The sequence below is a fragment of the Christiangramia gaetbulicola genome, from assembly GCF_003054225.1.
GTDB lineage: Bacteria > Bacteroidota > Bacteroidia > Flavobacteriales > Flavobacteriaceae > Christiangramia > Christiangramia gaetbulicola.
This window is the reverse complement of record NZ_QBKQ01000001.1, coordinates 618,147-630,753: the sequence shown is the minus strand read 5'-3', so window position 1 is coordinate 630,753 and position 12,607 is coordinate 618,147. Positions and strand designations below refer to the sequence as shown.

Below are 12,607 nucleotides of genomic sequence, written 5' to 3'. Positions count from 1 at the left end.
AGATTTTTTGTTCATTTGTCAAAATAATTTTGGAATAGGTGCGAAATTTTGATGATATAAGATTTTATAAGGATGAAGAGGTTAATGCGGCCTTGAAGGAGTATGTGAATCATCCTATGGTAAAAGCCTTGCTACAGTTCACTTTTCCTGAACTAAAGTTCAGCGATATTCAGGCAATTGTTGAGGAATGTCACTCCATTGAAGATTTTCAAAGTAAAGTGATCTACCTGAGTGTTGAAAAGGTACTGGAAAAAACAAGCGAAGGTTTAAGTGATAATGGTTTTGATGAGCTGGATCCTTCAGAATCCTATTTTTATATTTCCAATCACAGGGATATCATTCTCGATACTTCCCTGATTAATTACAATCTTTATAATCACGACCTGGTAATGACCGCTTCGGCGATCGGTGATAACCTGGTGCAGAAGCCTTTTTTAATGGCTCTGTCTAAATTGAACCGGAATTTTCTGGTGCTTCGTAACCAGAGTCCGCGGGAAATGCTGAAAAGTTCTATGAAACTTTCAGAATATATCAGGACTCTTTTGCTGGAAGAACAACGTTCAGTATGGATGGCTCAGAGGGAAGGAAGAACTAAAGATGGGAATGACTTTACTCAGCAAGGTGTTCTAAAGATGCTGGGAATGGCTAAAGGAGATATGGATATTCTCGATTATTTCGCCAAGCTGAAGATCGTGCCGGTTGCGATTTCGTATGAGCTGGATCCTACAGATATGCTGAAGATGCCTGAAGTTCTCGCCAAGAGGATGAAAGAGGAGTATAAGAAAACAGCCAACGAAGATTTTAATAGTATCATGCAAGGCGCGATGGGCCAGAAAGGTCGAATCCAGATCAACGCAGGGCAGGTGCTCACTTCAGAGGATTTTGATGCTATAAGAGCAAAGGATCTTTCTATTAATGAGCAATTGAAAGAAGTTGCTACTTTAATAGATAATGCCATTTACAGAAATTATAAACTTTGGCCTGCGAACTATATCGCCTATGATTTATTAAAGAACGATACCAGGTTTGAAGATAACTATACCGAAAAAGAAAAAAGACAATTCGATCGCCGTGTAGCCAGGAGAGTAGATGTAAAGAATCCTTTGGCGCTGAACAGCTACTTGTTAATGTATGCGAATCCTGTGATCAATAAAATGTCTTTGAATGAAGAATAACTCCAGAATACTGCTTATTTATACCGGTGGTACCATTGGTATGATCAAGGATTATGATTCCGGAGCATTAAAAGCTTTCAACTTCGACGAGCTTTTGCAGAATATTCCGGAATTAAAGATCCTGGAACATGAAATAGAAACTTTGAGTTTCGAGAATCCTATAGATTCTTCTAATATGAATCCCGCTTACTGGGAGCTTATAGCCAAAACCATCAACGATCATTATGATCTTTATGACGGATTTGTGGTTTTGCATGGAAGTGATACCATGTCTTACACGGCATCTGCCTTGAGCTTTATGTTCGAAAATCTTACAAAACCCATCATTTTTACGGGTTCACAATTGCCAATTGGAGATCTTAGAACAGACGCAAAAGAAAATTTAATTACCAGTATACAGATTGCCGGGCTTCAAAAGAATGGCAGGCCTGTAATAACGGAAGTGGGTTTATATTTTGAATATAAGCTCTACCGGGCCAATAGAACGACCAAGGTAAATGCGGAGCATTTTCAAGCGTTTGCTTCCATGAATCATCCTGCTTTGGCGGAGTCTGGAGTATATTTATCTGTAAATTATAAGTCTTTATGGAAGCCAAACCGAAAACAAAAGACTAAATTACATACTGGATTCGATAATGAGGTGCTTGTTTTGAAGATGTTTCCCGGTATAACAGAAAGTACGGTGGAGCATATTCTTTCCAAGGAAAACCTCAAAGGAGTGATCCTTGAAACCTATGGTAGCGGTAATGCGCCAAATGCACCCTGGTTCCTGAATATTTTGAAAAGGAAGATCCAGGACGGGCTAAGAGTAGTGAATGTAACCCAGTGTATTGGAGGTAGCGTGACCATGGGGCAATATGAGACCAGTGTTGGCTTAAAGAAGGTAGGAGTAGTGTCTGGAAAGGACATAACTACAGAGGCTGCAATATCAAAGTTGATGTATTTATTGGGGAAAGATTTATCTCCTAAGGTGTTCAAGACGATCTATGAAACTTCTTTAAGAGGGGAAATGTCCTAAAATTAACGGGATGTACTTGACGGGCAAGTTTTTTTTTTGTTATTTGCCGCCCCTAAACAAATACAGAGAGGTGGCCGAGTGGTCGAAGGCGCACGCCTGGAAAGTGTGTATACGTCACAAGCGTATCGAGGGTTCGAATCCCTTCCTCTCTGCTAAGTGTTTTATTAAAAATAATTTATATCTTTAACCCTTTAACTAATTAAATTAAGACAAACAGTAATGAAAAGATTATTTTCTATTTTGGTAATCGCCGCGATTACGGTTCTTGGGGCCTACAATCTACAGGCGGCTAACAGCGCGAATACTTTGCCAGGAACGATTGTGACCTTTGTACAAGATGACGAGGAAACAGCAGCCGGTGATGATTTGGAAGAAGAAGAACTTGGTTTTCACCAGGAACTTAAAAAACGTTTCATCGAAGGTGGTCCTGCCTTTATGGGGATCGTTCTATTGTGTTTAATTCTTGGTCTGGCTATCGCCATTGAGAGAATTATCTTTTTAAATCTTTCAACAACTAACACTAAGAAGCTTGCTCAGAACGTTGAGGACGCTCTTAACAGTGGTGGTATCGAAGCGGCTAAGGAAGTTTGTAGAAATACAAAAGGACCTGTTGCTTCTATCTATTATCAAGGTCTAGACAGAGCTGACGAAAGTATTGAAGCTGCTGAAAAAGCGGTTGTTGCTTACGGAGGTGTTCAAATGGGACAACTTGAAAAGAACGTATCTTGGGTTTCTTTATTTATCGCATTGGCTCCTATGCTTGGATTCATGGGTACTGTAATCGGGATGATTCAGGCCTTTGACCGTATTGAAGCAGCTGGAGATATGCAGCCGTCACTTGTGGCAGGAGGTATTAAAGTAGCACTTCTTACTACAGTATTTGGTTTGATCGTTGCGATTATTCTTCAGATTTTCTACAACTATATCATTGCTAAAATAGACAGTATCGTTAACGATATGGAAGACGCGTCTATTCTACTTATCGATATGTTAGTAGCTTACAAGAATAAAAAAAGAATCTAAGACAAACTAAATTATGAGCTTACATAAAATATTAAAATATCTGGCACTAGCTCTTGGTGTGGTAGGTATGATCCTTCTGGGAAGGATTATCGCCACCGGAGATGATGCCATTAAAGCCTCGGCAGACCTGCAAGGGAGTCATTTAGACCCTTACATGTGGATTGCTTATTTGGTTCTAGCTGCAGTCGTTGTACTAGTTGCAATATTTGTGATCGTAGGTTTATTCAGAGGTAATATTAAGAACACAATCATTGCTATAGGATCATTTTTAGTGATCGTAGTTATCGCTTATGTGTTAAGTGATGGTACAGCAAAGGAACTTAAGGACGGTAGCATGCTTTCAGCATCTGGTGATCATTGGGTTGGAGCAGGTTTAATTACTTTCTACATCCTTGCCGGAATAGCTATCGCTGCGATGGTATTCTCTGGAATTAAAAAATTGGCTAAATAATATGGCAAAGAGATCAGCACCGGAAGTTAACGCCGGGTCTATGGCAGATATCGCCTTCTTACTTCTAATCTTTTTCCTGGTAACTACTACCATTGAAACAGATAGCGGGATAAGCAGGAAGTTACCGCCATGGCAACCTGAAGACGTTGAGCCTCCGGTTATTAAACAAAGAAACATCTTTACCGTACTGGTGAACAGTAACAACCAGTTGCTGGTAGAAGATGAAGACATGGAACTTTCAGAATTGCGTGAAGCAGCTGTTGAGTTCTTAGATAACGGTGGTGGTACCGGTGATGAAGCTTGTAGCTTTTGTCAGGGCGCCAAAGATCCTAACTCTTCGGTGAATCCTCAGAAAGCTATTATTTCTCTGGTTAACAACCGTGGTACAGAGTACGGAACATATATCGCTGTACAGAACGAACTTGTAGCTGCCTACAATCAGCTAAGAGATCGTGAAGCTCAGAGAATGTATGGAATGTCTTTTACTCAAATGGAGAAAAATTACAACGATCCAAACTATAACGGCAACAAAGATGCCCTTAAAGAAAAGATCGATGTGATCACAGATATGATTCCACAGAAATTATCTGAAGCTGAACCAACAAGCTAGAGAGCTATTAACAAACGAAAACGACTTTAATTATGTCTAAATTTAAAAAGAAGAAGTCTGGAGATTTGCCTGCGATTAGTACGGCATCTTTACCTGATATCGTTTTTATGCTCTTATTTTTCTTTATGGTTGCAACAGTAATGCGTCAGAACACTCTGATGATCGAAAACAAATTACCGTTTGCGGACCAGGTTGAGAAACTTGATAAGAAAGATTTGATCATGTATATCTATGCAGGGAAACCAAGCAAGAGATACCAGGCTCAATATGGAACAGAAGCACGTATTCAGTTAAACGATAAATTTGCTAGTGTTGAAGAAGTACAGCAATTTATCTATTCTGAAAGAGAGTCTAAAAGAGAGGAATTGGTTCCTTATCTAACAACTGCCTTAAAGGTAGATGAAGAGACTAATATGGGGCTTGTTTCAGATATTAAACAAGAATTGAGAAAAGCTGAAGCACTTAAGATCAACTACACTACTGTAGTTGGTGATGCGATGCAAAACGTTGAATAATCTTTTCGATTTAATTATATAAAGCATCCTGTCTGGGTAAAATCAGACAGGATGTTTTTTTATATTTAAACTCCAGATTTAAAAACAATGACCGGTAAAAAAATAATCCTGATACTTCTATTTGTATTGCCTTTGCTATCAAATTCGCAGGAGGATGAAGACCGGTATAAAATTCCCGATACCATTCCCTTTACCATAGATAGTTTGTACAGGGAAGACCAGTTCTACGCTGGGTTTCATTTTAATCTTATTACTAATAGGCCCTCAAACATTTCCCAGGAGAGCTTCTCTGGAGGTTTAAATCTTGGCTTCATTAGAGATTTCCCTTTGAACCATAGGAGAAATGTGGCTATTGGGGTTGGCTTAGGCTGGTCGATCAATACTTATGGGCAGAATCTGTTCATTGGTAAGAATGAGGACGGTTCTACTGTTTTCCAAAGCCTGGATGATGAAGTAGATTACAGCACGAACAGGTTTACCACTCAACTGGTAGAAGCCCCAATAGAGTTCAGGTGGCGTACTTCTACACCTCAGACCTATAAATTCTGGCGAATCTACGGTGGATTTCGCTTAGGATATATTTATCATTTTAGAAGCCGTTACCTGGATGACAATCAAGAGATCATTGTGAATGATGTTTCTGAATTAGATAGATTTAGATTAGGAACAACTTTTACCTTTGGGTATAACACCTTTAATTTCCAATTCTACTATGCCTTAAATCCATTTTTTAAGGACGTTGCAGTAGATGGCAACTCTATCGACCTTTCTACCCTTAAAATAGGTCTGACATTCTATATTCTGTAAACCAAAAACTGAACATAAGTATCTGGGGTACCAGGCCGGTAATAAAGCCTAACATTAATTCCCATTTAGTATGCGCTTTGTAGTATAAGCGTGAGGAAGCGCTTAGTCCCGCCGCAACGATCAGGAAGCTTATCGTGTATATAAAGTACAGGTGAAAGTAAAAACAGAAGCCTATAACGAACATTAAGAGACCTGCTATTCCAACCATATGCAGGCTCATTTTGATCTTGAGCCAGGTAAAGATAAAAGCTATGGCTGTAGAAATAAGAATACCCGCAAAGTAGTAGAACAGGGCAGGATAATTATAGATGTTAAGCACCTGGTTAAGTACCATCAAACTTAACATGATAAAGAAGAAAAGCGGCCATTTTCTTTCCTCAACTTTATCCAGGAAAATACTCTCTGCCTTACCCAGGTTTTTAAGCAGGAAATAAAACACCACAGGAATGAATATAGTGATAATGGCAATGGCTAATAACTTTGCTTTAATGATCTCCTGTGGAAAGAATCTTGGGGTAAAAAGAAAATAAAAAAGACTTCCGGCAAAGGGCATCCATAGCGGGTGAAATAAAAAAGAGGCAAGCTTAAGTAGTATTCTCATTAAATTTCTTTGCGTAATCTGGCAACCGGAATGTCTAACTGTTCCCTGTATTTTGCAACGGTTCTTCTGGCAATAGGATATCCTTTATCCTTTAAAACTTTCGCTAGCTTTTCGTCTGTTAATGGTTTTCGCTTATCCTCTTCTTCGATAGACATTTCCAAAATCTTCTTGATCTCCCTCGTAGAAACATCTTCTCCCTGGTCATTTTTCATGGATTCAGAGAAAAACTCTTTTATGAGTTTTGTTCCGTATGGGGTGTCTACATATTTTGAATTCGCTACCCTGGAAACAGTGGAGACATCCATTTCGATCTCATCTGCAATATCCTTAAGGATCATTGGTCGCAAGTTTCGCTCATCCCCGGTAAGAAAATACTCTTTCTGATAGTTCATGATAGAACTCATCGTCACCATTAAGGTTTGCTGGCGTTGTTTGATGGCTTCTATGAACCATTTAGCGGCATCCAGTTTTTGCTTGATGAACATTACCGCATCCTTCTGTGCTTTCGTTTTTTCCTTGGACTCCTTATAGCCTTTAAGCATATTATTGTAGTCCCTGGAGATATGCATTTCGGGAGCATTTCGCCCGTTTAGGGTAAGTTGCAATTCACCGTCTTCGATCTTTATGGTAAAGTCCGGGATCACATGTTCTACCATCCTGGTATTTCCAGAATAGGCACCTCCCGGTTTAGGATTCAAATGCTCGATCACTTCAATGGCATCCCTAAGCTCATCCTCGGTGATGTCGTGTCTCGAAAGTAATTTGGTATAATGTTTCTTGCTGAAATGGTCAAAAGACCTTTCCATAATATCCTTGGCGAGTTCGACCTGTTTAGTGGGCTCTTTTCGGTTTAGCTGAATGATAAGACATTCTTCCAGACTTCTTGCTCCAACACCGGCAGGATCCAGTTTCTGAACCTTTTTAAGAACCTTTTCTACAGTCTCTTCGTCTGTATATATGTTCTGGGTAAAAGCCAGGTCGTCTACAATATCCTGAACGCTACGGCGTATATAACCGCTTTCATCAACGCTTCCTACCAGGAATTCTGCGATCTCCTCTTCGGTTTCTTCAAGTCTTACCGTGCTCAACTGTGTTTTGAGGTGCTGGGTAAAAGAGGTCCCGGCGGCATAAGGCACCTGTCTGTCTTCGTCGTCTGCACTGTAGTTATTAGCATTTAGGCGATAACTTGGGATCTCATCGTCACTTAGATATTCATCAACATCGATATCTGTTTCTATGGTCTCGCTATCATAATCATCTTCAGGAGTATTCTCATTTCCCAGATCTTCATATTCATCAATTTTTTCCTCTTTACCGTCTTCTAAAGCCGGATTTTCCTCAAGTTCCTGCTTGATCCTTTGTTCAAATGCCTGGGTAGGTAATTGAATAAGTTTCATGAGCTGGATCTGCTGGGGAGATAGCTTTTGGGATAATTTGAAATTTAATTGTTGCTTCAGCATAAATTTTACGTCTCTAACAAAAATAAGGAAAATACAGGCCAACTCATCTTTGGCACAGCTAATGTTAGTGGTAAAATTTTGTTAATACACCCTGTAATTACTCAGGTTTCTGAATCTCTTCGGTAACTCCAGTTTCAGGTTCATTTCTATTTTGGTTACCGGGTGAGAGAAGTATATTCCTCCGGAAAAAAGAAAGAGATTCTTATTCTTGAAATAATCATTTTCTTTGATCCCGTAAATTTTATCACCAACAATAGGATGCCCATTTCTGCTTAAATGTATCCTTATTTGATGTGTCTTTCCTGTTAACGGTTTTGCTTCGACAAGCGTATATGAATCATTGAAAATTTTGAAAAATTTCTGTGGTTTGACCAAAGTCGTAGCCGGTTTTTCTTCTATTTCTGAATCCAGATTTAGATCGTTCTCCAGTTTCCCATGCACCAGGGCAAAATAGATCTTGGCGATTTTCTTTTCGGCAAAATCCTGCTGAAGCTTTATCAGGGAATTCCTGGTTTTGGCGCAAAGGAGGATTCCGGCGGTGGGGTTGTCTAATCTGTGGGCGGGTAGAGGATAGGGTAGCGCATCGATTTCTTTAGATCTCGAAAGATTATGCGGTAAGGCATTTTCTATGGTCTTGAAAAAATTCCCGCTGGTAGGAAATCCCGCGGGTTTATGCACCACGGCGATATGTTCATCTTCAAACAATACCTCCAGGTCAAGCTTAAAGATCTTCTTCATGGGAAATTCAGGTTGTAAAAGGTCAATTTTCTGGCCTTCTTTAATCCAGTCGGCAGTGGATGCTTTTTGACCATCTATGAGGAGCAAACCCTTTTTGATCGCTTTTTTAAGTCCGCTGCGGGTTTGTATGGTAGTAAAAACAGAAACCGCATATTCCTGCAACCTTATTTCTTCTGAGATTGCAGGAACTATATGCGTTTCTAGTATTTTCAAAAAATTAAAATTCTGCGTTCTGTGGAGTCCTTGGGAAAGGAATTACATCACGAATGTTACCCATTCCGGTAGTGAATTGTACCAGTCTTTCGAAACCTAATCCAAAACCACTGTGCACACAGGTTCCAAACTTGCGGGTGTCAAGATACCACCAAAGTTCTTCCTCAGGAATGTCCAGTTCGGCCATCTTTTCCTTAAGTACGTCCAGGCGTTCTTCACGCTGGCTTCCTCCAACGATCTCACCAATTCCAGGGAATAGGATATCCATAGCTCTAACCGTCTTACCATCCTCATTAAGCCTCATGTAGAAGGCCTTGATGTTTGCTGGGTAATCAAAAAGAATTACAGGACATTTAAAGTGTTTTTCAACTAAATATCTTTCGTGCTCACTTTGCAGGTCAGCACCCCATTCTTCAATGATATAATTGAACTTTTTCTTCTTGTTTGGCTTCGAGTTTTTAAGGATCTCGATAGCCTCGGTATAACTAACTCGCTTAAAGTTATTCTCCAGTACGAAGTTTAGCTTTTCCAGAAGATTCATATCGCTTCTATCTGCCTTTGGCTTAAGCTTGTCTTCATTTTCCTGTCTTTCGGCAAGGAATTCAAGATCTTCTTTACAGTTCTCGATAATGTATTTTAATACATATTTTATGAAGTCTTCAGCAAGGTCCATGTTCCCATCAAGATCACAAAAAGCAACTTCAGGTTCTATCATCCAGAATTCAGCCAGGTGACGGGAAGTATTAGAATTTTCAGCTCTGAAGGTAGGTCCAAAGGTATAAACCTGTCCTAAACCTAAAGCGAAAGTTTCAGCTTCCAGCTGGCCAGATACGGTAAGATTGGTCTCTTTTCCGAAGAAATCTTCTTTATAATTGATGCTGCCATCTTCGTTCTTAGAAGGATTTTTAAGATCCATCGCGGTTACTTTGAACATTTCACCCGCACCTTCGGCATCACTTCCTGTGATTATAGGAGTGTTTACATAGAAGAAATTCCTGTCCTGGAAATATTTATGTACCGCAAAAGACAGTCTGCTTCTTACTCGCATCACAGCGCCAAATGTATTGGTACGAACACGCAAATGTGCCTGTTCACGAAGTTTTTCCATACTATGCTTCTTAGGAGAAAGAATAGTAAGCTTAACTTCTTCGGGATTGGCGTCGCCAAGAATTTCAATTTCTGAAACTTCAATTTCTTCACGTTGCTGGCTACCCTGACTCTCTTTCAAGGTCCCTTTCACAGAGATCGCTGCTCCTACATTAATCCTTTTGATTATCTCCTCATCGGTATTTTCAAAATCGATAACACATTGTAGGTTTTTTAGGGTTGAACCATCATTAAGGGCGATAAACCTATTGCTCCTGAAAGAGCGTACCCAACCTTGAACATGGTATTCCTGTAAAAACTGATCGCTTTTCAGTATTTCAGCGATTTTTGCTTGTATCATTTAGTTGAAATTTAGAAAAAAACAAAGATAGTTTTTCGCCTGAAGCTTAGCAAGCAGGCTGTTTTTAATAATATTTTTTAATTCTTACGATCTGTTATACTGTACTCTTTTTCATCTTCTTCGGTCTCGATGATCTTCATGGCCGGTTCTTTTAAAACCTTCTTGTTGGCGATGCTTCTTTCCAGAGATAAAAGTAAAGAAGGCAGCAACAACAGGTTGGCCAGCATGGCGAACAATAGTGTGGCTGAAACGAGACCACCCAGGGCAACCGTTCCACCAAAACTACTAATCATGAATACTGAAAATCCAAAGAACAGGACGATAGAGGTATAGAACATACTTACCCCGGTCTCTTTTAGGGCAGCATAAACCGAACGCTTTATCTTCCAGTTATTAGCCTTTAGTTCCTGTCGGTACTTTGCCAGGAAGTGTATGGTATCATCCACAGAAATACCGAAGGCGATACTAAAAACCAGTATAGTGGATGGTTTTATAGGTACACCAAGGAATCCCATGACTCCTGCTGTTACCAGTAAGGGTAATAGGTTTGGTACTAAAGAGATAATGATCATTCTAAAACTCCTGAACATCCAGGCCATTAAAATGGCGATTAGAATGATGGCCAGCCCCAGGGAAATGATAAGGTTCTTTACCAGGTAATTGGTCCCTTTCTGGAAAAGCAGGGCTTTCCCGGTTATAGAAACATCATACCTGTCTTCAGGGAATATTTTATTTATCTGTGGCAGCAGATCATTTTCGATCTCTTCCATTTTTTCGGTGCCCACGTCTTTCATAAAAGTCGTGATACGTGCATATTGCCCTGTAGAATCTACATAGGACTGCATAATTCCTTCACTGGACGAAAGACTTTTCGCGTAAGGCATTATAAAATTGCGCTCCTGCGAAGAAGGCAACTGATAATATTTTGGATTGCCGTTATAATATGCCTGCTTGGAATATTTCACCAGCCTGTTCACCGAAAGCGGTTTTGAAAGTTCAGGAATGTCCTGGATAAAACTCTCCAGTTCGTCCATCCTTTTCAGGGTTGAGAGTTTCATCACTCCCTTAGGTCTTTTAGTGTCAATAAGAATTTCCAGAGGCATCACCCCGTCGAATTCACTCTCAAAAAATTTCACGTCCTTATAGAAAGCGGTGTTATGCGGCATGTCTTCCAGGATGCTTCCGGAGATCTTGATAGTGTATATACCGATGATGCTTGCAACGAGTAAAACTAGCGAAGTGATGTAGATGGCGATCCTGTGGTTTCTAACCATGTTCTCCATCCAGGCCGTTAGACCACCGATCCACTTTTTAGTTAAGTGTCTTAAGTGCCTATCCTTTGGAGGGTTTAGGTAGCTGTAGATTATAGGAATTATCAGTAAGCTCAATACAAATATAGCGATGATATTTATAGAGGCTACCACTCCAAATTCTCTTAACAACTGACTGTCGGTTAAAATAAAAGTGGCGAAACCTGAAGCCGTAGTAAGGTTCGTTAATAAAGTAGCGTTCCCTACTTTGGTAATAACCCTTTGTAAAGATTTAGCCTGGTTTCCATGCTTTTTGATCTCCTGTTGATATTTGTTGATCAGGAAAATACAGTTCGGGATACCTATCACGATAATTAGTGGAGGGATCAATGCGGTTAGGATAGTGATCTCATAATGCAGCAATCCAATTACCCCGAAGGCCCACATCACCCCGATACAAACCGTGAACATTGAAATTAATGTAGCTCTTATTGATCTGAAAAAGAAAAAGAAGATCAATGAAGTTACCAGTAGAGCGGCCAGGATAAATAATCCAATTTCGTCTACGATATTCTGAGCGTTCAGGGTTCGTATATAAGGCATCCCCGAAACGCGAACGTCAATATCATATTTTTCTTCGAATTCCTGGATTAGCGGGTCCAGTTCTTCCAGAACAAAGATCTTTCGGGCTTTTGTATTCACTAGTTCTTTATTCAGATACATCGCAGATTGGATGGTATTCGAATGCGAACTATAAACCAGGTTCTCGTAAAAAGGCAGCGCTGTAAAAAGCTTTTTTTCAAACTCCTTCAGTTGGGTACTGTCTGGTTCGTTGTCTGGTAAAACCGGCACCATTTCAAAGCGCTTGGGGTCTTCAAACTTTTTAAGTTCCTGAAGACTTGCCGGGGAAATGATATGATCTACTTCTGGATAGGAGGTAAGCTTGCGAGTAAGTTCGTTCCATGCTTTGAACTTTTCAGGCGTAAAAAGTGCCGAATCCTGAACTCCTAATAAAATAAGATTTCCCTCTTCACCAAACTTATTCAGGAAATCATCATAACTGATATTGACCGGATGGTCCTTAGGCATCAGATTGGCTTCCGTATAAGAAAAGCGCATGTTCTTCCATTGTGTAGAAAGTAAGAACGTGGCAACGGCGATCAAAATGATGATGATGATCCTGTTTCTTAGAATAAGGCGGGCGATGGAATTCCAGAATCCAAAGCTGAATATCTTATGCATGGCTTTATTTTAGCGGCGCAAAGTTAGAAAAAAGCTCCTTTAATTAGCTCGTATTAA

Annotated in this window: 12 protein-coding genes and 1 tRNA gene; 8 read left to right on the top strand and 5 right to left on the bottom strand. The window is 39.9% G+C overall.

What is annotated here, in order from left to right; translation table 11 throughout:
* The first annotated feature begins 38 nt into the window (after nt 1-38).
* The 8 genes from C8P64_RS02775 to C8P64_RS02740 all read left to right on the top strand — a co-directional run bounded on the left by C8P64_RS02775 (nt 39) and on the right by C8P64_RS02740 (nt 5,599).
* Nucleotides 39-1,175: a 1-acyl-sn-glycerol-3-phosphate acyltransferase gene (locus C8P64_RS02775; RefSeq protein ID WP_108170525.1), complete on the top strand. Its 1,137-nt coding sequence runs from the start codon at nt 39-41 to the stop codon at nt 1,173-1,175.
* Entirely contained in the window at nt 1,165-2,193 is a 1,029-nt protein-coding gene (locus C8P64_RS02770) for an asparaginase (RefSeq protein WP_108170524.1), read from the top strand. The genes C8P64_RS02775 and C8P64_RS02770 overlap by 11 nt, the downstream gene beginning before the upstream one ends.
* 64 nt (nt 2,194-2,257) lie before the next feature.
* A tRNA-Ser gene (locus tag C8P64_RS02765) sits at nt 2,258-2,345 on the top strand.
* Nucleotides 2,346-2,412: 67 nt separating this feature from the next.
* The gene (locus C8P64_RS02760; protein WP_108170523.1) at nt 2,413-3,216 is read left to right on the top strand and encodes a MotA/TolQ/ExbB proton channel family protein; all 804 of its coding nucleotides are present in this window, start codon (nt 2,413-2,415) and stop codon (nt 3,214-3,216) included.
* Nucleotides 3,217-3,229: 13 nt separating this feature from the next.
* The gene (locus C8P64_RS02755) at nt 3,230-3,667 is read left to right on the top strand and encodes a hypothetical protein (RefSeq protein ID WP_108170522.1); all 438 of its coding nucleotides are present in this window, start codon (nt 3,230-3,232) and stop codon (nt 3,665-3,667) included.
* A 1-nt stretch (nt 3,668) separates the two neighbouring features.
* A complete protein-coding gene (locus tag C8P64_RS02750; protein ID WP_108170521.1) occupies nt 3,669-4,277 on the top strand; it encodes an ExbD/TolR family protein in 609 nt (202 codons plus the stop codon).
* A 32-nt stretch (nt 4,278-4,309) separates the two neighbouring features.
* Nucleotides 4,310-4,792, top strand: coding sequence for an ExbD/TolR family protein (locus C8P64_RS02745; RefSeq protein ID WP_108170520.1), 483 nt, complete (start codon nt 4,310-4,312; stop codon nt 4,790-4,792).
* An 87-nt stretch (nt 4,793-4,879) separates the two neighbouring features.
* Nucleotides 4,880-5,599, top strand: a complete 720-nt coding sequence (locus C8P64_RS02740; protein WP_108170519.1) for a porin family protein — start codon at nt 4,880-4,882, stop codon at nt 5,597-5,599.
* On the opposite strand, the gene C8P64_RS02735 is transcribed toward C8P64_RS02740, so the two are convergent.
* The 5 genes from C8P64_RS02735 to C8P64_RS02715 form a co-directional block, all read right to left on the bottom strand.
* Nucleotides 5,568-6,200: a hypothetical protein gene (locus tag C8P64_RS02735; protein ID WP_108170518.1), complete on the bottom strand. Its 633-nt coding sequence runs from the start codon at nt 6,198-6,200 to the stop codon at nt 5,568-5,570. The two genes, C8P64_RS02740 and C8P64_RS02735, sit on opposite strands and share 32 nt — an antisense overlap.
* Entirely contained in the window at nt 6,200-7,660 is a 1,461-nt protein-coding gene (gene rpoN, locus C8P64_RS02730; RefSeq protein WP_108170517.1) for an RNA polymerase factor sigma-54, read from the bottom strand. The genes C8P64_RS02735 and rpoN overlap by 1 nt, the downstream gene beginning before the upstream one ends.
* Nucleotides 7,661-7,741: 81 nt before the next feature.
* Nucleotides 7,742-8,611 (bottom strand): RluA family pseudouridine synthase, encoded by an 870-nt coding sequence (locus C8P64_RS02725; RefSeq protein ID WP_108170516.1) that lies wholly within the window; start codon nt 8,609-8,611, stop codon nt 7,742-7,744.
* A gap of 4 nt (nt 8,612-8,615) precedes the next feature.
* The gene (asnS, locus tag C8P64_RS02720) at nt 8,616-10,058 is read right to left on the bottom strand and encodes an asparagine--tRNA ligase (protein ID WP_108170515.1); all 1,443 of its coding nucleotides are present in this window, start codon (nt 10,056-10,058) and stop codon (nt 8,616-8,618) included.
* Nucleotides 10,059-10,135: 77 nt separating this feature from the next.
* Nucleotides 10,136-12,550 carry an efflux RND transporter permease subunit gene (locus tag C8P64_RS02715; RefSeq protein WP_108170514.1) on the bottom strand — a complete coding sequence of 805 codons (2,415 nt, stop codon included), beginning with the start codon at nt 12,548-12,550 and terminating at the stop codon, nt 10,136-10,138.
* Nucleotides 12,551-12,607: the final 57 nt, after the last annotated feature.